The organism is Nonomuraea cavernae, assembly GCF_014646355.1.
Taxonomy (GTDB): domain Bacteria; phylum Actinomycetota; class Actinomycetes; order Streptosporangiales; family Streptosporangiaceae; genus Nonomuraea; species Nonomuraea cavernae.
In genome coordinates this window covers 160,999-182,072 of the sequence record NZ_BMNH01000013.1, presented here as the reverse complement: position 1 = coordinate 182,072, position 21,074 = coordinate 160,999, and the positions used below count along the sequence as shown (strand labels likewise).

21 protein-coding genes are annotated in these 21,074 nt (G+C 71.5%); 14 read left to right on the top strand and 7 right to left on the bottom strand.

From position 1 onward, the window contains the following. Positions 1-114 precede the first annotated feature (114 nt). The 3 genes from IEY82_RS21825 to IEY82_RS21815 all read left to right on the top strand — a co-directional run bounded on the left by IEY82_RS21825 (position 115) and on the right by IEY82_RS21815 (position 1,573). Positions 115-981: a Sco1979 family transcriptional regulator gene (locus IEY82_RS21825; RefSeq protein ID WP_494862704.1), complete on the top strand. Its 867-nt coding sequence runs from the start codon at positions 115-117 to the stop codon at positions 979-981. Then, positions 982-1,218, top strand: a complete 237-nt coding sequence (locus IEY82_RS21820) for a DUF397 domain-containing protein (RefSeq protein WP_189126032.1) — start codon at positions 982-984, stop codon at positions 1,216-1,218. An 88-nt stretch (positions 1,219-1,306) separates the two neighbouring features. Next, positions 1,307-1,573, top strand: a complete 267-nt coding sequence (locus IEY82_RS21815) for a hypothetical protein (protein WP_189126031.1) — start codon at positions 1,307-1,309, stop codon at positions 1,571-1,573. A gap of 58 nt (positions 1,574-1,631) precedes the next feature. On the opposite strand, the gene IEY82_RS21810 is transcribed toward IEY82_RS21815, so the two are convergent. From IEY82_RS21810 to IEY82_RS21790, 6 genes are all read right to left on the bottom strand, one after another. Next, the gene (locus IEY82_RS21810) at positions 1,632-2,222 is read right to left on the bottom strand and encodes a histidine phosphatase family protein (protein ID WP_189126030.1); all 591 of its coding nucleotides are present in this window, start codon (positions 2,220-2,222) and stop codon (positions 1,632-1,634) included. Positions 2,223-2,545: 323 nt separating this feature from the next. Continuing rightward, on the bottom strand, positions 2,546-3,205 hold the full coding sequence (locus tag IEY82_RS21805) for a M15 family metallopeptidase (RefSeq protein WP_189126029.1): 660 nt from the start codon (positions 3,203-3,205) through the stop codon (positions 2,546-2,548). 100 nt (positions 3,206-3,305) lie between these two features. After that, positions 3,306-3,791: a tetratricopeptide repeat protein gene (locus tag IEY82_RS39275; protein WP_225263546.1), complete on the bottom strand. Its 486-nt coding sequence runs from the start codon at positions 3,789-3,791 to the stop codon at positions 3,306-3,308. After that, entirely contained in the window at positions 3,754-6,306 is a 2,553-nt protein-coding gene (locus IEY82_RS21800; protein ID WP_225263548.1) for an AfsR/SARP family transcriptional regulator, read from the bottom strand. The genes IEY82_RS39275 and IEY82_RS21800 overlap by 38 nt, the downstream gene beginning before the upstream one ends. Then, positions 6,270-6,650 carry a hypothetical protein gene (locus IEY82_RS21795; protein ID WP_189126028.1) on the bottom strand — a complete coding sequence of 127 codons (381 nt, stop codon included), beginning with the start codon at positions 6,648-6,650 and terminating at the stop codon, positions 6,270-6,272. The genes IEY82_RS21800 and IEY82_RS21795 overlap by 37 nt, the downstream gene beginning before the upstream one ends. Positions 6,651-7,020: 370 nt before the next feature. Next, a complete protein-coding gene (locus IEY82_RS21790) occupies positions 7,021-7,278 on the bottom strand; it encodes a hypothetical protein (RefSeq protein WP_189126027.1) in 258 nt (85 codons plus the stop codon). A 369-nt stretch (positions 7,279-7,647) separates the two neighbouring features. Here IEY82_RS21790 and IEY82_RS21785 point away from each other — a divergent pair, with 369 nt between their 5' ends. From IEY82_RS21785 to IEY82_RS21735, 11 genes are all read left to right on the top strand, one after another. Continuing rightward, positions 7,648-8,622, top strand: coding sequence for an ABC transporter substrate-binding protein (locus IEY82_RS21785; protein ID WP_189126026.1), 975 nt, complete (start codon positions 7,648-7,650; stop codon positions 8,620-8,622). A gap of 104 nt (positions 8,623-8,726) precedes the next feature. Next, positions 8,727-9,713: a FecCD family ABC transporter permease gene (locus IEY82_RS21780; protein ID WP_225263595.1), complete on the top strand. Its 987-nt coding sequence runs from the start codon at positions 8,727-8,729 to the stop codon at positions 9,711-9,713. Continuing rightward, positions 9,710-10,483, top strand: coding sequence for an ABC transporter ATP-binding protein (locus IEY82_RS21775; protein ID WP_189126024.1), 774 nt, complete (start codon positions 9,710-9,712; stop codon positions 10,481-10,483). Before IEY82_RS21780 ends, IEY82_RS21775 begins: the two co-directional genes overlap by 4 nt. Beyond that, positions 10,480-11,151, top strand: a complete 672-nt coding sequence (locus tag IEY82_RS21770; RefSeq protein WP_189126023.1) for an adenosylcobinamide amidohydrolase — start codon at positions 10,480-10,482, stop codon at positions 11,149-11,151. The genes IEY82_RS21775 and IEY82_RS21770 overlap by 4 nt, the downstream gene beginning before the upstream one ends. Positions 11,152-11,154: 3 nt before the next feature. Next, positions 11,155-11,781: a Uma2 family endonuclease gene (locus tag IEY82_RS21765; RefSeq protein WP_189126022.1), complete on the top strand. Its 627-nt coding sequence runs from the start codon at positions 11,155-11,157 to the stop codon at positions 11,779-11,781. A 327-nt stretch (positions 11,782-12,108) separates the two neighbouring features. After that, complete coding sequence (locus tag IEY82_RS21760) at positions 12,109-13,599, top strand: hypothetical protein (protein ID WP_189126021.1); 1,491 nt, start codon at positions 12,109-12,111, stop codon at positions 13,597-13,599. After that, positions 13,599-15,110 carry a serine/threonine protein kinase gene (locus IEY82_RS21755; RefSeq protein WP_189126020.1) on the top strand — a complete coding sequence of 504 codons (1,512 nt, stop codon included), beginning with the start codon at positions 13,599-13,601 and terminating at the stop codon, positions 15,108-15,110. The genes IEY82_RS21760 and IEY82_RS21755 overlap by 1 nt, the downstream gene beginning before the upstream one ends. A gap of 70 nt (positions 15,111-15,180) precedes the next feature. After that, positions 15,181-15,837: a response regulator gene (locus tag IEY82_RS21750; protein ID WP_189126019.1), complete on the top strand. Its 657-nt coding sequence runs from the start codon at positions 15,181-15,183 to the stop codon at positions 15,835-15,837. Between the two features lie 87 nt (positions 15,838-15,924). Beyond that, a complete protein-coding gene (locus IEY82_RS21745) occupies positions 15,925-17,985 on the top strand; it encodes a DUF6421 family protein (protein WP_189126018.1) in 2,061 nt (686 codons plus the stop codon). After that, complete coding sequence (locus IEY82_RS21740; RefSeq protein WP_189126017.1) at positions 17,982-18,611, top strand: SDR family NAD(P)-dependent oxidoreductase; 630 nt, start codon at positions 17,982-17,984, stop codon at positions 18,609-18,611. The genes IEY82_RS21745 and IEY82_RS21740 overlap by 4 nt, the downstream gene beginning before the upstream one ends. Next, a complete protein-coding gene (locus tag IEY82_RS21735) occupies positions 18,608-19,654 on the top strand; it encodes a threonine aldolase family protein (RefSeq protein ID WP_189126016.1) in 1,047 nt (348 codons plus the stop codon). Before IEY82_RS21740 ends, IEY82_RS21735 begins: the two co-directional genes overlap by 4 nt. Here IEY82_RS21735 and IEY82_RS21730 read toward each other — a convergent pair. Next, entirely contained in the window at positions 19,651-21,072 is a 1,422-nt protein-coding gene (locus IEY82_RS21730; protein ID WP_189126015.1) for a phytoene desaturase family protein, read from the bottom strand. The two genes, IEY82_RS21735 and IEY82_RS21730, sit on opposite strands and share 4 nt — an antisense overlap. Between the last annotated feature and the right edge of the window lie 2 nt (positions 21,073-21,074).

The window sequence follows — 21,074 nt, the reverse complement described above, 5'->3', positions numbered from 1 at the left end:
TACGGTTGCCATCAAATGGTCAAAGTGCGGGAAAGGGGATCTTGTCTACGGCTGATGATCTTTCGGCCGTGAAGTGACAGACTGTGTGTCAAGGAAACAACCAAGGAGCAGCGCGTGTCCCTCGATCCGCCCGGTTCTGGTTCGACCGTGAGGCGCATCATGCTCGGCGCCAGCCTTCGGCGTCTGCGTGAGGCCAGCGAGCTCACCCGCGACCAGGCCGGATTCCACATCCGGGCATCCGAGTCCAAGATCAGCCGGATGGAGCTCGGTCGGGTCGGGTTCAAGACACGTGACGTGGAAGACCTGCTCACCCTGTACGGCGTCGTCGACGATGCCGAGCGCCGTGCCCTGCTGGAAATGGTCCGCGAGGCCAACACCCCCGGGTGGTGGCACAAGTACTCGGCCGTGCTCCCCTCGTGGTTCACCACGTACGTGGGGCTGGAGGAGGCCGCGAACGTGATCCGCACCTACGAGGTGCAGTTCGTTCCCGGTCTGCTGCAGACGGCGGCCTACGCGCGGGCGGTCTACCAACTCGGCAACCCTGATGCCTCCCCTGAGGAGATCGAGCGCCGCGTGCATCTGCGCATGCAGCGGCAAGAACGCTTCACGCAGAAGGACGGCCCGCGGTTGTGGGCGGTCATCGACGAGGCGACCCTCAAGCGGACCATCGGCGGGCGGGAGGTCATGTCCGAGCAGCTCCAGCATCTGCTGGAAGTCGCTGCCCTTCCCAATATCACCGTTCAGGTGATGCCCTTCAGGTTCGGCATGCACGCCGCTGAAGGGGGCGCGTTCAGCATCTTGCGGTTTCCCGAGTCCGATTTGTCGGACGTTGTCTACGTTGAGCAGCTCTGGGGTGCCCTGTATCTGGATAAGCGTGAGGACATCGACCCGTACCTCACGGCTATGGAGCAGTTATGCGTGGAGAGCACCACGCCAGGGGGCACCGTCGAGCTCATCGGCGGTCTTCTCAGAAAGATGTAGATGAAGCAGACCTACAACGGCATGCCCGCGGCCGACCTGAAGCAGGTCGCCTGGCGCAAGAGCCGCTACAGCAACTCTCAGGGCAACTGCGTGGAGCTCGCGAAGCTCCCTGATGGCGGGATCGCGGTGCGCAACTCGCGCTTCCCCGACGGCCCCGCGCTGATCTACACCCGTGACGAGATCCGGGCCCTGGTGCTCGGAGTGAAGGACGGAGAGTTCGACGGTCTCCTTGTGTAACGACGAGTTAACCTCCGGCGTGCCCGCTTAACGGGGGCGTGCCGGAGGTGTAACTCCCCGGTCTCGCCGTCCGGCCATGATCGGCTTCATGCTCGACCAGATGACGCTCTATCCGATCGCCGACGACGTGCTCTTCGCGCCCGGCGGCAAGGTCGTGATCCGCACCTACGGCGTCGCGCCCGCGGCCTCCGGGGGCTCCACCGACTCGGTCGCCTACCGTACGTGGGTGACCGGTGTCCTTGACCAGCCGCGCTACTGGCACTGGGGTCACTTCGAGGACGCCGCCTCCGGGCACCGCCGGGTGCTGGAGTGGCTCACCGGAAGGGGCCCGCGGCCCGTCCAGGCGCTCATCTGATCCCTGTCATGCCGAGATGGGGGGGCGAGCCGGGCCCCGCACGAGCCGGCGCTGCGCGTCAAGGGTGGCTGACCGGCGCGTTCCAGGTCACGATGACCGGCTCGGCGTGCTCGAAGCCGAGCCGCGAGTAGGTGCCGGTCTCCAGCTTGAAGAAGCGGCCCTCCTCGGGCGGCAGGCCTAGCCAGCGCGCCGCGATCACCCGCAGCAGGTGGCCGTGCGCCACCAGCGCCACCCGGCCCGGCGCCCGCCGCGCCCGCGCGATCACCCGGTCGGCCCGGGCCCCGACCTGGGCGGCGCTCTCGCCGGGATGCTCGGCGTCGCCGGGCGGCACGCCGTCACGCCACAGGTACCAGCCGGGGCGCGTCTCGCGGATCCCGGGCGTGGTCAGCCCCTCGTGGCCGCCGTAGTCCCACTCCCACAGGTCGGCGTCGACCTCGTACCCCGGGAATCCGGCCAGCTCCGCCGTACGGCGGGCGCGCGACGCGGGGGAGGACAGCACGAGATCGAACGCGCACTCCTTGACCAGCGGCGCGAGCGCCCGTGCCTGGTCCTCGCCGCGGGCGGTCAGCGGGACGTCGGTGCGGCCGGTGTGCCTGCCCGTCCGGCTCCACTCGGTCTCGCCGTGCCTCAGCAGCAACATCTCGTCCATGCCCTCCATCATCGGGCACGGCCGCCGCCCGGAGCCGGGCGGCCGCGTGGTCCTGGCGGCGGCCCGGAGCCGCGCGGCCCCCCGTGAGGCGTTAACCGGGGATGACGCCGGCGTCGGACAAGAGGGCCAGGCCGAGGCCGGTGCACAGCCACGCCACGGGCCATGCCTTCTGACTGAGGGCGACAGTCACACCGGCCAGGAGCGCTACCACGGCCGCGACGAGGAGAGGGGTCATAGCGGACGTTCCTGCCCGCGAAAACGGGTTCTACAGTGCCGCCTGGAAGAATTTCCGGCCGAGCCCCGGGATCTCCTCGGCGGCGGGCTCAGCGGGCGGGACCGGCGCTCATGCCGTAGCGGGCGTAACGCGCGCCCGTGGTGAACGCCCAGTAGCGGTCGCCGTAGGACCAGTGCCACCACTCGGTCGGGTAGTTGACGAACCCGGCGGACGTCATGGCCGCACCGAGGATGTCGCGGTTGCGGCGGGCCTCGGCGGAGATACCGGGGAAGGCGGTGTAGCACGCCTCGTCGCTCTCCGGCGGGGTGGCGTTGACCTCCGTGCCCATCGGGAGCTCGACGCCCGAGGCGGTGCACAGGGTCAGGTCCACCGCGCCGCCGGAGACGTGCGGGGCCACTTCGGGCGGCGAGACGTACCTGCTGGCCTCCAGGTGGGCCCGTTGCTCGTCCCAGTCCGGGTGGGCCGCCCGGTGCGCGGCCACGGAGCCGGCGAAGTAGTGGTGCTGCAGGGCGGCCGGGCGGAATCCCTCCACCACCATCAGGCGCAGTCGACGGGGCAGCCGGGTCTGCGCGGCGACCAGGCGATCGGCCACGCTCAGCCGGACGCGCGCGTACGCGCCTTCGGGATCGGCGAGACGCCGGTCGACCTGAAGGGACTCCAGAGCACGCAGATCCACCAAGGGTTCGTCGCACTCCTTCACCGGCACCTCCGCGATCCGCGCGTCGGACAGGAGCACGATCTCCGGCATACGGGCCTCCGTGATGTCTCATGGCGTTCCATCTGAGGACGCCGACGCCACATGATGCACCGCGCCGCTCCAAAGGCGCTGTAACCGCGCTGCAGGAGTCTCACCCGCCGAGCTCGCGCGCCTCACGGGCCTCGTGCAGCCGGAAGATCTCCATCGCCTCGTCCAAGGTCGTCTTGGCGGCGGCGTCCTCGCCGAGCGCCTTGTGCACCAGGGCCAGGTCGCGCAGCGTACGGGCGCGGAACAGGGCGGTGCGCAGCGTCTCCCACAACTCCAGCGACTCCCCGAGGCGGCTCCTGGCCTGGTAGAGCCGCCCCTCGGCCAGGTCGAGCTCGCCGAGCACGCGCAGGGTGCACGCCTCGCCCCAGCGGTCGTCGAGTGTCCGGCACACGGCGAGCGCCTCCTCCAGGGCCCGGCGTGCCGTGTCGAACCGGCCGAGCCGCACCCACGTCTTGCCAAGGGCACGCATGCAGTACGCCTCGATCAGCCGGTCGCCCAGATCGCGGGAGATGGCCAGCGCGCGCTCACAGTGCTCCTCCGCACGCGCCAGCTCACCCTGGGCCCGGTGGTACAGGGACAGCGAGCGCAAGGGCCAGCCCCTCGCCGCGGCGGTTGCCCGCCTCCTGGTACAACGACAGCGCGGCGTCCAGGTCGGCCCGGCAGGCCGGGTAGTCGCCGCGCTCCAGATGCACGCTGCCGGTCAGCCGCCTGACGTGGGCCAGGGCCGCCGGGTCGGCCAGGCCCGTCCACAGCGCGCTCGCCCGGTCCAGGAAGTGCAGCGCCTCGGGCAGGTAACCCTGCTCCCGGCAGGCGGCGCCGAGGGTGGCGAGCGTGGTGGCCTCGCCGCGGGCGTCCCGCGCGGAGCGGAACAGGGACAGCGCCTGGCCCAGGTACTCGCGGGACTCGGCGTAACGGTCACGTTCGTAGTGCAGGTGGCCGAGGCCGGCGAGCAGGGTCGCCTCACCCGGCGCGTTGTCCATGCGCCGGGCCACCGCCAGCGCCGCCTCGTGCGTACGGTGCCAGGTGGCGAACGGGTTGTCGAAGACGTACCGGCTGCCCTCGAAGGCCACCGAGGACAGCGCGGAGGCCAGCCCCACGGCGATGTCGTCGAGATCCATGGCCGCCGCCAGCTCCACCGCGACGATCAGCGACTCCTCCTCGCCGCGGAACCAGCCGTGCGGATCGGCCAGCGCCATCCGCGCCACCTCCGGGTCCACCGGCCGCGAGAGGCCGACGGTGGCGCGCATCGGGATCCAGCCGCTGGGCAACGCCTCGCTGAGTCGTTCGAGCAACCACAACCACCCGCCGAGCACCCGGCGCACCATCGCCGCGCGCTCCGCCTCCGGTTCCTCTCCGTGCGCGCGTTCCCGGGCGAACAGCCGGATCAGGTCGTGCAGCCGGTAGCGGGCCCGGCCGGTCGCGTCGGCGTCCACCACGCCGGCGAGGGAGACGTCCACGAGTTGATCCAGCACCTGCTCGGCCTCGTCCAGGCCGGACTCCATGGCCGCCGCCGCCACCCACACCGGGATGTACGGCAGGCCGAGCAGGCCCAGGCGGCGCAGCGTGGCCCGCGTCTCGGGCGGCAGCAGGTCGTAACTGAGGGCGATGCCGGCCCGGACCTCCTGGTCTCCGGCGGCCAGCTCGTCCAGCCTGCCCTGCTCGTCGGCCAGCCGGTCGGCCAGCCGGGCCACCGGCCAGTGGCGGCGGGACGCCAGCCGCGCCCCGGCGATGCGCAACGCGAGCGGCAGGCCACCGCACTGCCGTACGATGCGCGCCGCCGCGTCCGGGTCGGCGGCGACGCGCTCCGGCCCGGCCACCCGCCCGAGGAGGTGAAGAGCGGCATGGTCGGACAACAGGCCCAGGTCCAGCACCGACGCGCCGGCCAGGCCGGTCAGCCGGTTGCGGGAGGTGACGATCACCCCGCAGCCAGGGGCGCCCGGCAGCAGCGGCCGGACCTGCCGTTCGGCGGCGGCGTCCTCCAGCACGATCAGCTTGCGCCGGCCGGCCAGCAGGGTGCGGTAGCGGGCGGCGCACTCCTCCAGCGTGCCGGGCGGCAACGCGCCGGGCTCCAGATCGCGTAACAGCCGGCCGAGCACCTCCTGCGGGGTGGCGGGCACCTCCGTGGTGCCGCGCAGTTCGACGTGCAGCTGCCCGTCGGGGTAGTGCTCCGCGATCTCGTGCGAGACGCGCAGTGCCAGGGCCGACTTGCCGACGCCGCCCGGCCCGAAGATCACGCAGATCGGCATGCTGTCCTGCCCGGTGAGCCGGTCGCGCAGTTCGGCGAGCTCCTCCTCTCGGGCGGTGAAGTCGGGGGGCGGCCCGGGCAACTGCCGGGGCGGGGCGGCCTTCACCACGCGCAGCAGCGCGGGATCGGAGCGCAGGATGGCCTCGTGTACGCGGCGCAGCTCCGGCCCCGGTTCGATGCCCAGTTCCTCGACCAGCACCTGTCGGCCCCGCTGGTAGGCAGTGAGCGCGTCCGCCTGCCGCCCGGCCCGATAGAGCAGGACCATGAGGTCGCGGCGCAGCCGCTCGCGCGCCGGATGGGCCGTGACGAGCTCGCTGAGCTCGTCGATCAGGCCGTCGTCCTCACCCGCCGCCAGATCGGCCGCGATCCGCTCCTCGAGCGCCGCCAGCCGCAGCTCCTCCAGCCTGGCCGACTCCGCGCGCAGGTAGACGTCGCCGATCCCGCCCAGGGCCGGGCCTCGCCACAGCGCCAGGGCCGTACGGAACGAGCGCGCCGCCTCCTGGTGGCTGCCGTCGCGCGCCGCCCGCCGGCCCTCGTCGACGAGCCGCTCGAAGACGTCCTTGTCCAGGCTGTCCGGCGGGATCTCGGCGGCGTAGCCCAGCCGGTGCGAGACGATGACCTCCGGCAGGCCCGCGTCGGCGAACGCGCGGCGCAGTGAGGCGACATAGGTCTGCAGCACCCCGCGCGCGCTGGCCGGCGGCGCGTCCTGCCAGATCGCCTCGATGAGCCGCTCGACGGTGATCACCCGGCCGGAGGTCAGGAGCAGGGTGGCGAACAGCACCCGTGGTTTGGTTCCCCCGAGCGGGACCTGATGGCCGTCGCTCAGCAGCTCGATCGGACCCAGGAGCCGTAACTGCATCTTGTTCTCCTAAGGGATCGGCCGATCGTCGCGGCCGGCGGCGGCATCGGCATCGGCGTCAGCATCGGCATCGGCGTCAGCATCGGCGGCGGCGCGGCCCACACGGGCGCGGGCGACGTCGCCGCCCGGCATCTCCCCGGCACCCGAGCCGCCGTCAGGCACACTCTGATGAACGCGGAGAATACGGCGGAGAAGAACACGGCGGAGAAGAACACGGCGGAGAAGAACACGGAGAGCAGCAGTGGAATGACGAGGCGCGAGTTGTGGCGCGGCGATTCGACGCGGCGGCCGCATTCCTCCTCACGGATTTGTGGCGTCGCTTTATGCGGGACGACGGGGCGCACACGGTCTCCGGGCTCCGCGGGAAACCGTGGTCGATCTCGCCTCAGGTCAGGGCCGATTGCCCGATCCCGAGGATCGCGGTCACATTCGGGGGGTCGCTCCTTTGTGGAGGCATGATGACACTCCGTATAAGTTTCTCCAGCAAGATTCTCCGACGTCGTTGGCTTTCGACGATAACGACAAATGATCAGTCGTCAAGGAATCTCCGCACAGTTTTTCAGCTTCCGTGACGAGGCATGAGGTTCTCGGTCAGGCCGGCCACCGGCGGTCACCTACGCCGTGACCGGTGGGCGCCTCCGGCGGGCACAACACGAAGGACCCCGGGTGCTCCCGGGGTCCTTTCGCGGTTCGCCGACCGTGACGGTGCGTCCGTCAGCGGACGGTGGCGGATGGGGGTGAGGGTTTTGATGTCGTTGCCGTTGCCGTTGCCGTCGTGGGGGTTGGTGGCGACTCGTGGTTGCGGGCCGCGTTGTTGAGCTGGCCCTGGGCCACGGAGACGATGGTGGAATGGCTGACCGCCGCGGCGGGCGCGGAGGAGACCATCACGCCGCCCAGCGAGACGACGGCCACGGCGAGGCTCAGGCGCAGGACGCGTGATAGGCGCGAGACGGAGCCCATGGGAAGGTGCATGGCCCGGAAGTCTCCTCCGGGCTGATCCAAAAGCGCCCCAATCCCGCTTCAGACCGATGTCGACCAGCGCTTGCTCCAGAGCGCAGCACAGGACCACGGCTGCCGGTGGAGCGGTGAGAGCGGCCTGACCCGCCGGCCCGACCACGGGATACGTCAGTGAAGGCGGCCCTTGACTTCAGGTGGATGCGGAGGATTGATAGCGTTTGTCCGACGCGCAGTGTTGCAGCGAAGTCCGGTGCGAATCCGGCGCTGTCCCGCAACTGTCATAGCCAGGTCGCCTGCCTCTGCGCTGACGTCAACCCTCGTGGAAAAGGGTGATCCGTCGCATTCCGCGGGTCTCTCGGTTCCGACAGTGTGAAAGGACTTCTCGTGAGGCCCGTACGTACGGCCTTCGCGGGCGCGCTGCTGGGAACGCTCGTCCTGACCGGATGTGGTCAGAGCGGCACGACAGCCAGCACGTCCGCGGCCCCCGCCGCATCCCCCACCACCACCGCCACCACGGGCACCGACACCACGGGCACCGGATTCCCGGTCACCGTCGAGGCCGCCAACGGCAAGGTCACCATCGAGCGCCGGCCCGAGCGGATCATCTCCCTCTCGGCCGTCCACACCGAGACACTCTTCGCGATCGGCGCCGGCCCCCAGGTGATCGCCGTCGACGACCAGTCGAACCACCCGCCGCAGGCCCCGAAGACCGCCCTGTCCGGCTACAAGCCGAACGTCGAGGCGATCGTCGCCGAGAAGCCCGACCTGGTCATCCTCTCCGACGACCTCGAACAGATCGTCGCCCAGCTCGGCAAGGTGAACGTGCCGGTGCTGCTGGAGACGGCCCCGGCCGACCTCGACGCCGCCTACGACCAGATGACCGACCTCGGCGCCGCCACCGGCAACCAGGACCGGGCCGGCGAGCTCGTGACCGGCATGAAGGCGTCACTGGCCAAGCTGGCCGCCGAGACGCCCAAGGACCACGAGCTCACCTACTACCACGAGCTCGACCAGACGCCCTACGCCGTGACGTCCACCACCTTCATCGGCCAGATCTACGGCATCTTCGGCCTCACCAACATCGCCGACAAGGCCCCGGACCCGGCGGGCGGCTATCCCAAGCTGTCAGCCGAGTTCGTCGCCGAGGCCGATCCCGACCTGATCTTCCTGGCCGACGTCAAGTGCTGCGGGCAGAGCAAGGCGACGCTGGCCGAGCGGCCGGGCTGGAAGGGACTGTCCGCCATCAGGAACGACCAGGTGGTGCAGCTCGACGACGACATCGCCTCCCGCTGGGGGCCGCGCGTCGTGGACTTCGCCGAGACGGTCGGCGCCGCGGTCGCCAAGGCGGCCGGCCGCTAGTGCTCTCCAGCCGCTCGCCCCTGGCCCGGCCCGGCTCGCGGGCGGGCGCGGAACACGGGCCCCTCCAGGCCCGCCCGTCCCGCGCCCGTCCGCTCCAGGTCGCCGTGGCGCTCGTCGTGCTGGCCGGCGCCATGCTGGCCGGCCTGCTCGGCGGCGCCGCCGACATCTCACCGTGGCAGGTGGTCCTGCAGGCGCTCGACTGGCTGCCGTTCGTGACGGTCGACTCCGGCCTGACCCCCGTCGAGCAGGGACTCCTGTACGAGCTCCGCCTGCCCAGAGTGCTCGTCGCGGCCGTGGTGGGCGGGCTGCTGGCCATCGCCGGGGCCGGCTACCAGGGCGTGTTCCGCAACCCGCTGGCCGACCCGTACCTGCTGGGCGCCGCGGCCGGCGCCGGACTGGCCGCGACCGTGGTGATCGTGTTGCTGCCCGGCCTGCCCGGCGGCGTCCCGGTGGCCGCCTTCGCGGGCGCGGTCGGCGGCGTCTTCCTGGCGTACCTCCTGGGCAACACCGCCGGCCGGGCGGGCGGCACGGCGACGCTCGTGCTGGCCGGGGTGGCGGTCACCTCGTTCCTGACCGCGATCCAGACGTTCGTCCAGCAACTGAAGGTCGAGGAACTGCAGCGGATCTACTCCTGGATCCTGGGCGACGTCGGCGGCGGGTGGGACCAGCTCTGGACGGTCCTGCCGTACGCCGCCGTGTCCTCCGTGCTGCTGATCCTGCACGGCCGCCTGCTCGACGTGCTGTCCGTCGGCGACGAGGAGGCCACCGGCCTGGGCCTGCGGGCGGGCGCGGTGCGGCTGGCGGTCCTGCTGGCCGCCTCGCTGGCCACCGCGGCGGCCGTCGCCGCCAGCGGCCTGATCGGCTTCGTCGGCATCGTCATCCCGCACGCGGTCAGGCGGCTCGCGGGCGGCTCGTACCGCATCGTGCTGCCGCTCTCGCTGATCGGCGGCGCCGCCTTCCTGGTGCTCGCCGACCTGCTGGCGCGCACCGTCATGGCCCCCGCCGAGCTGCCCATCGGGGTCGTCACCATGTTCGTCGGCGCGCCGTTCTTCGTCGCCGTGCTGCGGATGACCCGGCAGGCCGCCACGTGATCGAGACGACCTCCCTGTCCGTACGGCTCGGCGAGCGCGAGGTGCTCACCGAGGTCGGCCTCCGCGTCCGGCGCGGCGAGTGGCTGGCCGTCATCGGCCCGAACGGCGCCGGCAAATCCACCCTGGTCAAGGCCGTCATGGGCCTGGTCGCCCACCGGGGCGAGGTGACGCTCGACGGCCGCCCCGCCGCCGCGCTGCGGCCCAGGGACCGGGCCCGCCTGGTCGCCTACGCGCCCCAGAGCCCGGCGCTGCCGCCCGACATGACGGTGTTCGACTACGCCCTGCTGGGCCGCACTCCGTATGTCTCCCACTTCGGCAGGGAGAGCCGCCACGACCGGGACATCACCGCGTCGGTGCTCGACCGGCTCGACCTGACCGGCTTCGCGGCCCGCCGGGTGGGCGAGCTTTCCGGCGGGGAGCGGCAGCGCGTGGTGCTGGCCAGGGCGCTCGCCCAGCAGGCGCTCGTACTCCTGCTCGACGAGCCCACCACCGCCCTGGATCTCGGCCACCAGCAGCAGGTGCTCGATCTGGTCGACCGGCTGCGCCTGGCCGACGGCCTCACCGTCGTCACCACACTGCACGACCTGACCCTCGCCGGCCTGTACGCCGACACCCTGCTGCTGCTCGCCCGGGGCCGCGCGGTGGCCGCCGGCAAGCCCGCCCACGTGCTCACCGAGGAACTCGTCGGCACGCACTTCGACGCGCACGTGAAGATCGAGCCGGGCCCGGACGGGCGTCCCGTCGTCCATCTCGTCAGAGGAGGAACGTGAAACTCACCTACCGGGTCGAAGAGGGCGCGCGGCTGGGATCGCTGCTGTGGGAGTTAGGGCCTGGCCGGCGGGCGATCTCCTCGGCCGTGCTCGGCGGCGGCATCGGCCCCCGCTCCTGGGTGCTGAACGCGCAGGTCGTGGCCGGCTACGCGCGGACGGACCCGGTCGAGCACCTGGCCGGGCTGGCGCCTCCGGGTGAAGGGGTGGGGATGATGACGGCCGCCTCCGTGGACCGGTACGTGACCGCCGAGGACGGGGGCGTGCGGGCCGTCGCCACCGTCGGGCTGCGCGTGCCGACGTGGGCCGCCGCACCCGAAGGCGCCGCCGACCCGGAGCTGGCCCCGATGCTGGGCGTCGCCCCGCCCGTGGGCACGATCAACATCATGGCCACGCTGCCGGTGGCGATGACCGACGCCGCGCTGGTCAACGCCGTCATGACGGTGACGGAGGCCAAGACCCAGGCGCTGGCCGAGGCGGGCTTCGCCGGCACGGGGACCGCCTCCGACGCGGTCTGCGTCGTCGTATCGGCCGGCGGCACCGAGGAGCTGTTCGCGGGCCCCCGCTCGACCTGGGGCGCCCGGCTCGCCCGCGCGGTCCACGCCGCCGTCCGCCGCGGCGCCGAAGAGTGGCGGCCCTATGACAGAGAGTCAGGGAATGTGGGGAAGTAGCATGTGCGCAAGGGCGTGATCCGTGACGATGGGTGGGTGACCGCATTGGCGACGACCGAACCGACGACTGGGCGCACGGTCCTTCCTGGCGTGCCACCCTTCTCTGTCGACGACCTGCTCAAGTTCCCCGATGACGGGAATCGCTATGAGCTCTTCAACGGGAGCCTACTGGTGAGCCCTGCCCCCACCCCCCTACACCAGCGTGTCATCACGCGTGCCTTGATCATGTTGGAGAATGCCAGCCCTCCGGATCTGGAGGCGCTGACCACCATCAACCTGCGGGTCAGCGACAAGGACTTCTATATTCCCGATCTCGCGGTCGTGCCGGTCACCTCGGTGGAGGCGGTGCGGCTCATGTTCTCGCCCGCTGACATCCGGCTCGCGGTGGAAGTGGTCAGTCCGAGCACGCAGGCGCGCGACCGGCTCCTCAAGACGGAGGCGTACGCGGCGGCGGGCATTCCGGTCTACTGGCGCATCGAGTTGGCCGAAGGCCCCACCGTCTACGTCTACGAGCTCGACGGCGAGACCTACCGGCCGCCCGCCGCTTACAAGGCAGGGAGCGTCGTCACCCTGCGCGAGCCGTACCCCGTCAGCTTCGACCCCGCCGACCTGATCGAGCGTCGCGACTGATCGAGCGTCGCGTTGAGCGAGCCGTCCCGGTGAGATCCCCGCGGCGTGGGCGACCCTGGTGACGAGCCCGGGGATCAAGTTTTCCGAGCACCCGCGTAACACCGGTGACGATTTCCGCGATGGGGTCTAGTGGGGGTGCTCAATCTCTTCGTCGCCGAGCCGGTCCGGCGCGGAGCCATTCCGGCGGACGTGCCGAGGCCGTCGACGCCGATCGCGTGGCCCGTCTGTGAACGTCAGGTGCTGAGCAAGCGCTTGTCTAGCGTTCATCTATTGACTTACGGCAGGTGATTGGGACCCTGAATCTATCCCTCGGAAAGAGGAGCGGAGATGGCGCGTCTCACAGCTCTGGCCGGCGGTGCCGCGGTGGCACTCGTGCTGCTCGCCCTGCCCGTGGCGGCGCACGAGCACCCCAGCGGCATCACCGATCTGGTGACTCCGGCCGTGGTGCGCGTCGAGGCCACCGCGCACGTCGAGATCACCCTGCTCGACCACATAGGTGACCTGGTGCACGTGGAACGGTCCTACGACGTGCCCATCGGCGTGGGCACGGGCACCGTGGTCAGCCCCGAGGGAGCGATCGTCACACTCACCCGGGTCGTCAAGAACGAACAGGACGTGGCCGTCTACGCGGCCAACCGGATCTTCGCCGAGCACCACGACGTGAAGATCCCGGCCGACTTCGAGCGGCACAAGCTCAAGGACGACCTGCTCGACAAGCACCTGCGGCAGTGCTACCCGCCCAAGTCGGCCAAGGCCACCTGCATCTTCGAGGTCAGCACCGACATCACGGTCTTCCCCAACGTCTCGCCGGCCGACCCCAAGGGACTCAAGGCCGAGCTCGTCAAGGCCGGGCCCCGGCCCGACAGCCCCGCCGTGCTGACGACGTCGGGCCGGGTCATCGGCAGCGTCGGCCTGCCCACGGCCCCGCTCGCCGACAAGGTGCCCGACCAGCAGGGCTCGCCCACGAACATCGCGGGCTTCATCGGCAGGCCCGGCCCTGAGGTCAAGGAGACCGTCGAGATCGCCCACCTCGGCAAGGGCGGCGGCGCCGGTGAGAAGGGCAGGCAGTTCGCCGACCCCGACAAGAAGGTGGACGAGCCGGTCAAGCTGGGCGGCCTGGCCGACCGCGGCCTGCGCGGGGCGCCGGTCATCGGCGACAAGGACGGCCACATCATCGGCATGCTCATCGGCGGCGGCAAGGACGCCAGGATGATCGGCGTCAGGGAGATCAACGCGGCTCTGACCAAGGCCGGGGTGACGCCGCGCAGAGGCCCGATCGACACCGCCTTCGAGGCGGCGCTGACCCGCTACCACACCAAGTACTACACCGAGGCCGCGCCGGGCTTCCAGCGCGTGCTGGAGCTCTATCCCGGCAATGTGGTGGCCGCCACGCTGCTGAAGGACTCACTGGCCAAGCGGGGCGGCCCCGAGGATCAGGGCACGAAGAAGGCGGCGGCGCCGGTGAGCCGGTCCACGCCGCTGTGGCCGTTCATCGTGGTGGCCGGCGTGCTGTTCATGGCGGCGGGCGCCGGGGCGTTCGTGCTGTGGCGGCGCCGCGCGCCCGAGGAGCCGCCGCCCGACCTGCCGCCGCCGGCCGGCCAGCGTCAACCGCCGCTCGACGAGGGGTCCAACCAGACCGTGGTCGTGCGCAGGTCGCAGCCCTTCGCGATCATCCCCCAGCAGAAGCAGGTGCTCACCACGCAGGACCCGCCCGTCAAGTCCCAGGATCCGTCCGTCAAGTACTGCACGGCGTGCGGGATGCGGCTGGGGCACGCGCACCGGTTCTGCGGCTACTGCGGTAACCCCAGCGAGACGTGATGCAATTGAACGACAGATCCCTCATCGGCCAGGAGGTGGCCGGATATTACATCGAGGACATCGTCGGCAAGGGCGGCATGGCCGTCGTCTACCTGGCGCTCGATCCGAGGCTGAGCCGCCGCGTCGCGCTCAAGATCCTCAATCCGGTGCTCAGCGTCGACGACCGCTTCCGGCAGAGGTTCATCCTGGAGTCCAGGACGGTCGCCAGCATCGAGCACCCCAACATCATCCCGATCTACGAGGCCAACGCCGACGCCGACGGCGTGCTGTACATCTCGATGCGCTACGTCGACGGGCTCGACCTGCGCCGCCTCATCTACGACCGGGGGCCGCTGCCGATCGCGCAGGCCAACCAGATCTTCGTCCAGGTCGCCGCCGCGCTCGACGCGGCGCACGCGCACGACCTGATCCACCGCGACGTGAAGCCGGCCAACATCCTGCTGGCCGGCGATCACGTCTACCTGACCGACTTCGGCATCACCAAGCACCGCACGTCCATCTCCGGGCTGACGCAGACCGACCAGTTCATCGGCACACCGCGCTACATGTCGCCCGAGCAGATCAACAAGGAGCACATCGACGGCAGGTGCGACCAGTACGCGCTGGCCTGCGTGGTCTACGAGGCGCTGTCCGGGCGGCTGCCCTTTCAGCGCGACAACGACATCGCGCTGCTCTGGGCGCACCTGGCCGAGCAGCCCACGCCGCTGTCGCAGGTGCGGCCGGAGCTGCCGGCCGACGTCGACGTGGTGATGAACCGCGCGCTGGCCAAGTCGCCGGAGGAGCGCTACCCGAGCTGCGCCGAGTTCGTCACCGCGCTGCGCGACGCCATCAGCGGCCACCCGGCCGCGCCGCCGCCCACTCAGCTCTCCGGGGTGCGGCACCGCCGCCCGGCGCGCCCCGGCCGGCCAGGGCGGCTGCCGATCATCGCCGCCACGATCACCGCGGCGGTCGCGGCGCTGGCCCTGGTCGTGCTCCTGGTCATGACCCAGCGGGGTGATGCCTGGACCCGCTACCAGAGCACGCCGGCCGCGCCGCTGTCGTTCGAGCATCCGGCCGGCTGGAGTGTGCGGACCCACGGCGACCTCTTCGCGGTGGCCTCGCCGCACGTCGCCGAGTTCGAGACGTTGTTCGTGTCCGGCGCGGGCGCCGACTGGACCCCGGTGGTGCCGATCATCACCGACGACCCCGACGGCGCCGTCGGCGTCTACGTCCAGCTCTCCGAGACGCTCAGCACCACCGCCACCGACGTCCAGATGCGGGCGACCCTGGAGGGCCTGCTGCCCGGCAAGATCGACGTGAGCGGCCCGGTCACCGAGCAGGCGGGCACCAGCCCGGCCACCCGCTACACCGGCTCGCTGACCGACCGCAACAGCGGCGTGCGGCTCGGTTTCGTCACCTACATCGTCGACCGCCGGCCCGAGCCGATGATGCTGCTGATGTACTTCTGCGCCAAGAACAGCTGCGACGACGCCACCCAGGCCCGCATCAGGCAGAGCGTCCGGCTGTCATGAGCTTGTAACTGACTTGTGTACGGCTTGACCTGGGTGTTCAAAGGCGGGGGGCGCGGTTTAGCCTCCGGATGTGAGCATTCGAATCGTCATCGTCGACGACCAGGCGATGGTCAGGGCCGGGCTGCGCATGATCGTGGAGAGCGAGCCGGGCATGGAGGTCGTCGGCGAGGCGGCCGACGGGCGCGACGCCATCGCGGTCGCCAGGCGGACCCGGCCCGACATCGTGTTGATGGACATCTCGATGCCGCGGCTCGACGGGCTGTCGGCGGCCAGGGAGCTCCTCGACGCGCCGTCGCCGCCCAAGGTCATCACGCTGACCACGTTCGACAGCGACGAGAATCTCTACGCGGCGCTGCGCGCCGGCACCAGCGGCTTCCTGCTCAAGGTGTCGCCGCCCGAGCAGCTCATCGAGGCGATCCGGGTCGTGCACGCCGGTGACGCGCTGCTCGACCCGGCGGTCACCAGCCGGGTGATCGCCACGTTCGCGGGCCGGGCCGAGCCCAAGCCGTCGCCCAGGCTGGACGGGCTGACGCCACGCGAGCTGGAGGTGCTCCAGATGCTGGCGCGCGGCATCACCAACGCCGAGATCGCCCAGGAGTTGTACGTGGGGGAGGCCACGGTCAAGACGCACGTGGCGCGGGTGCTGATGAAGCTCGGGCTGCGTGACCGGGCCCAGGCGGTCGTGTTCGCGTACGAGACGGGCGTGGTGCGGCCGGGCGCTGCCTGAATCTCACCATTCGGGAGGGTTTGGTAGAGCATAGGTGCTCTCTGTGTATATTTTCCGTTGTAGGGCGGAAGATACAGGAGATATTTCATGCAGGCTTTCCCCAGGGTGCTGTTCGACGAGGCCCACAGCGAGTCGTGGACCATCCGGCGAGAGGTGGCCGAGACCATCAGTCCCGCCCACCCCGACGACAACAGCTATGCCCGCGCGGCGGCGGCGCTGCGGCACCTGGGGCACACCGTGACGGCCCGGACCGAGGGTGAGCTTTCGGCGGAGGCGCTCCAGGACCAGGACGTGCTGGTCATCGCGCACCCCTCGGGCGAGCGCTGGGAGCGCACCACCGGTTCTGGCAGCCCGGTCCTGTCCGCCGCCGAGCTCGACGCCGTCGAGGCGTTCGTGGCCGAGGGCGGCGGGCTCGTCGTGCTGGCCGAGGAGGAGCAGGACAAGTACGGCAACAACCTGGCCGAGCTGCTGGCCCGGTTCGGCGTCGGCATCGAGCACACCACCGCGCGCGACCCCGCGCACGCCCACCGTGACGTCGCCACCTGGGTGCTGGCCGAGCGAGCCACCACCGACGGCCTCCTCGCGGGCGTCAGAACGGCCTGCTTCTACCGCGCGGGCGTGCTCGTGCCAGGTGCGGACGCCACCGTCCTGTTCGCCACCTCGCCGGCCGCCGCCCCCGCCGCCGCCCCGCTGGCCGTCGCCCTGCGCCACGGCCGGGGCCGCGTCGTCGTGTTCGCCGACTCCGACCTGTTCGGCGACGACTCGATCGACGACTACGACCACCGCAGGCTCTGGGGCAACGTCGTCACCTGGGCGGCCCGCGTGCCCGCCGCCACCGCCTCCGGGGATCGCGACGACACCAAGGCCGCGCTGTTCGCCGGGCTCGCCGCCGCTGTCGAGGAACTGCGGCCGCTCCAGGTCAAGGACGGCTCGGTGCCCGAGCACAAGGAGCGGGGCAAGGAACTGGTCGCGGCCGTCGCCGCCCGCGTGGGCGAGCTGGCGCCGTACTTCCCGCACGACGCCGCCTACCTCCAGGCCGTCCAGGACGACCTCGCCAGGTGGTCGGAGCAGGATCTGGGCGTCCCCGACTTCCTCGACTCGCTGGAGCTGTTCCACCCCGACACCCAGCGCGTCGACGGACTGGAGCACCTCGTGGTGTTCCCCATGTACACCCAGAACGGCAACGCCGACCGCAACCTCGAGGCCGTCTGGCTGCGCACCATCTGGCCCGGGTGGCTGGCCCGGCTGGAGGCGAACGGCTACGACAACCCGATGTTCGTGCCCGTCGCGTTCGAGGCGTTCACCGCCGGCTACGACACCCACTCGGCCGTGCTCTTCCCCGAGACGGTGGCCGTACGGCGGACTCCCGAGCGGTTCACCTGGGGCGCGATCTTCGCCGACCGTGAGGCCGCCAGGTTCCGGCGGGTGTCCCGGGCCGCCACCGAGACGCTCAGGCTGGACCTGCCGCCGGACGCGGCCAGGCTGCTCGACTCCCAGCAGCTCGCCCAGGACACCTACGTCATGTGGGACCTGATTCATGACCGCACGCACAGCCATGGCGACCTGCCGTTCGACCCGTTCATGATCAAGCAGCGGATGCCGTACTGGCTCTACTCCCTGGAGGAGCTGCGCTGCGACCTGACCGCGTTCGGCGAGGCCGTGCGGCTGGAGGAGCAGGGCGTGCCGCACGCCCGTTACGTCCAGCACGCCATCCTGTTCGACCGGCTCTTCCGGTTCCCGATCACCGGCGAGCGGGTGCGCAACTACGACGGGCTCGGCGGCCAGCTGCTCTTCGCCTACCTGCACCGCAACGACATCGTCCGGTGGACCGACAACCGGCTCACGATCGACTGGGAGCGGGTCGCCGGCGGGGTGGCCGACCTGCGAGGCGAGGTGGAGAAGCTCTACCGCGACAGCATCGACCGGTCCAAGCTGGCCCACTGGCTGGCCGCCTACGAGCTGGTCAGCGCCTACGTCGAGCCGCATCCGGCCTCCACCTGGGCCAAGGGCGTCGAGGCGCTGCCCGAGGAGCAGAAGGCCAAGGTCGACGCGGTGCTGCCGGATGAGTTCCCCCTCAGCATGTTCTACGAGGCGCTGCGCCGTAAGCTGACGGACGTGGTCGAATCGACTAAGGGGATCCGGGGATGATCATTCTGGTAACCGGCGCTGCGGGCCCCACAGGTCAGGCAGTGTCCGAATATTTCCGCAAAAACGGTGACACCGTGATCTCCGTCGACAAGGACGACGTCGACCTGCTCGACCGCGAGGCCGTGCTCGACCTGGCGGCCCGCGTCGAACGCGAGCACGGCGGCGTCGACGGCGTGGTGCACCTGGTCGGCGGCTGGCGCGGCTCCGGCAGCTTCGCCGAGACCCGGCTGGAGGACTGGAACGACCTGCACGACCTGCTGATCCGTACCCTCCAGCACGTGTCGCTGGCCTTCGAGCCGCTGCTGCGCAGGAGCCGGGACGGCCGGTTCGTGATCGTCTCGGCCAAGGCCGCCGGGCACCCCACCGCCGGGGGCGCCGCCTACGCCGCCGCCAAGGCCGCCGCCGAGGCGTGGACCCTCTCCCTGGCCGACGCGCTGCGCGGCACCGGCTCCGCCGCCGTCATCCTCGTCGTCAAGGCCCTGGTCAACGACGCCATGCGGGCGGCCAAGCCCGAGGCGAAGTTCGCCGGTTTCACCGACGTGACCGACCTGGCCCGGGCCATCGGCGGGCTCTACGACCGGCCCGCCGCCGACCTCAACGGCACGCGATTGGACCTCACCCAGTGACTCCCCGGCACGACCCCCTGCTCAAGGCGTTCGCCAGCGACAACTACGCCGGGGTGCACCCCGACATCCTGCGGGCCATCGCCGACGCCAACGGCGGCCACCAGATCGCCTACGGCGACGACGTCTACACCGAAGCGCTGCGCGAGGTCTTCCAGCGTCACTTCGGCGAGCAGGCGCAGGCCTGGCCGGTGTTCAACGGCACCGCCGCCAACGTCGTATCGCTGCGCGCGATGACCGCCCAGTGGGAGGCGGTCATCTGCGCGGAGACCGCCCACATCAACACCGACGAGGGCGGCGCCCCCGAGGTGGTGGGCGGCATCAAACTGCTGCCCGTGCCCACGCCCGACGGCAAGCTCACGCCCGAGCTGATCGACCGCCAGGCGTGGGGCTTCGGCGACGTGCACCGGGCCCAGCCGCGCGTCGTGTCCATCTCCAACACCACCGAGCTCGGCACCGTCTACACGCCCGAGGAGATGGCCGCGATCTGCGCCCACGCGCACGAGCGCGGCCTGCTCGTCCACCTCGACGGCTCGCGGCTGACCAACGCCGCCGCCGCCCTCGACGTCCCGATGCGGGCGCTCACCACCGACGCGGGCGTCGACGTGCTCTCCTTCGGCGGCACGAAGATCGGCATGCTGTACGGCGAGGCCGTCGTGGTGCTCAACCCGTCGGCGGCCACCGGGATCGACTACCTCCGCAAGACGTTCATGCAGCTGTCGTCGAAGATGAGGTTCGTGTCGGCCCAGTTCGAGGCGCTGCTCTCCGGTGACCTGTGGCTGCGCAACGCCCGGCAGGCCAACGCGATGGGGCGGCGGCTGGCCGAGGTGGTGCGCGACCTTCCCGGGGTCGAGGTGCCGCGGCCGGTCGAGGCCAACGCGGTCTTCGCCGTCCTGCCCAAGGACGTCACCGAGCGGCTGCAGAAGCGCTTCCGCTTCTACACCTGGAACGAGGCGACGGGCGAGGTGCGGTGGATGTGCGCGTTCGACACCACCGAGGCCGACGTGGACGCGTTCGCCGCGGCGATCGCCGAGGAGCTGGCCTAACCGCGGGTGGCGAGGCGGGCGGCCTGCCAGCCGCCCATCCCGTGCACCGCGCCCCCCGGCGGCGTCGAGGCCGAGCAGAGGAAGACGCCGGGCAGCGGGGTGCGCCAGGGCGCCGGCGACCAGACCGGGCGGTTGACGAACTGACGCAGGCCGGCCAGCCCGCCCCCGATGTCGCCGCCCACCAGGTTGGGGTTCCACGCCTCCAGGTCGGCCGGGCCCATCGCGTGGCGGGCCAGCACCCGGTCGCGGAAGCCGGGCGCGTAGCGCTCGATCTGCGCCTCGATCGCCCCCGTCATGTCCACGGGGGAGCCGTTCGGGACGTGGCAGTAGGCCCACAGCGTGTGGCCGCCCCGCGTCGGATCGGCCGCGTAGGGCTGGGTGAGCAGGACGTACGGCCGGGGCGAGTGACGCCCGGCGGCCACCTCGGCCTCGCTCAGCGCGATCTCCTCCAGGGTGCCGCCCAGATGGACGGTCCCCGCCGCGGCGACGGCCGGATCGCGCCACGGCACCGGCCCGTCGAGCGCCCAGTCGAGCTTGAACACCCCCGGCCCGTACCGGTAGCGCTCCAGCCGGCGACGGTAACGCGCGGGCAGCTCGGCCATCTCCAGGAACCGCCGGGGGGTCACGTCCAGCACGATCGTCTCGGCGCCCAGCCCGGTGAGCTCGTCGAGGCGCCGCACCCGGTGGCCGGTGACCGCCTCGCCGCCCAGCTCCCGCAGCCTGGCCACCAGGGCGTCGGCCAGGACCTGCGAGCCGCCCTTCACCAGCGGCCAGCCGACCAGGTGGGCCAGCGACGCCAGCAGCAGGCCGTACCCGGTGGTGATGGGGGAGCGCAGGTCGAGCACGGAATGCGCGGCCATGCCGGCGAACACCGCGCGGCCCTCGACCGTGCGCAGGGCCCGCCGGGCGAACGTCGTGGCCGGCAGCGCCGCCGCGACTCCGAACCTCGCCGCGGCCGCGAACGCGCGCGGATCCGGCCGCCACGGCCCTAGCGGCTTCACCAGCAGGTCGACCAGCGGGAACCCGGCCCGCGCCGCCGCCCCGGCGGTCGCGTCCCAGACCGCGCCGTCGGCGCCGAGCCCCTCACGCGTGCGGCCGGCGTCGCGGTGCACGAGCACGGCCGGCCGGTCGTCGAGCGGATGCGCGGCCGCCACGCCGGGATGGACGAACTCGACCTGCCCCGGCCCGCGCCCTTCCAGTCCGAGCCCGCGCATCGCGGGCGAGGCGAGCGCCATCGCCATCACGGTCGCGCCGAGATCGTGCACCCGGCCGGGCAGCGTCAGCTCCGCCGACCGCAGCCCGCCGCCGAACCGTTCGGCCGCCTCCAGCAGCAGCACCCGGCGTCCGGCGCGGGCCAGCTCGATCGCCGCGACCAGCCCGTTGGGGCCCGATCCCACGACGACCGCGTCGACGCTCACGA

Bases quoted from the DNA above. Each gene is read 5' to 3' on its own strand.
- IEY82_RS21790 (WP_189126027.1), bottom strand. From the start codon at position 7,278: ATGCACCTTCCCATGGGCTCCGTCTCGCGCCTATCACGCGTCCTGCGC.
- IEY82_RS21820 (WP_189126032.1), top strand. From the start codon at position 982: ATGAAGCAGACCTACAACGGCATGCCCGCGGCCGACCTGAAGCAGGTC.
- IEY82_RS21810 (WP_189126030.1), bottom strand. From the start codon at position 2,222: ATGGACGAGATGTTGCTGCTGAGGCACGGCGAGACCGAGTGGAGCCGG.
- IEY82_RS21760 (WP_189126021.1), top strand. From the start codon at position 12,109: ATGGCGCGTCTCACAGCTCTGGCCGGCGGTGCCGCGGTGGCACTCGTG.
- IEY82_RS21815 (WP_189126031.1), top strand. From the start codon at position 1,307: ATGCTCGACCAGATGACGCTCTATCCGATCGCCGACGACGTGCTCTTC.
- IEY82_RS21745 (WP_189126018.1), top strand. From the start codon at position 15,925: ATGCAGGCTTTCCCCAGGGTGCTGTTCGACGAGGCCCACAGCGAGTCG.
- IEY82_RS21800 (WP_225263548.1), bottom strand. From the start codon at position 6,306: ATGCAGTTACGGCTCCTGGGTCCGATCGAGCTGCTGAGCGACGGCCAT.
- IEY82_RS21805 (WP_189126029.1), bottom strand. From the start codon at position 3,205: ATGCCGGAGATCGTGCTCCTGTCCGACGCGCGGATCGCGGAGGTGCCG.
- IEY82_RS21755 (WP_189126020.1), top strand. From the start codon at position 13,599: ATGCAATTGAACGACAGATCCCTCATCGGCCAGGAGGTGGCCGGATAT.
- IEY82_RS21740 (WP_189126017.1), top strand. From the start codon at position 17,982: ATGATCATTCTGGTAACCGGCGCTGCGGGCCCCACAGGTCAGGCAGTG.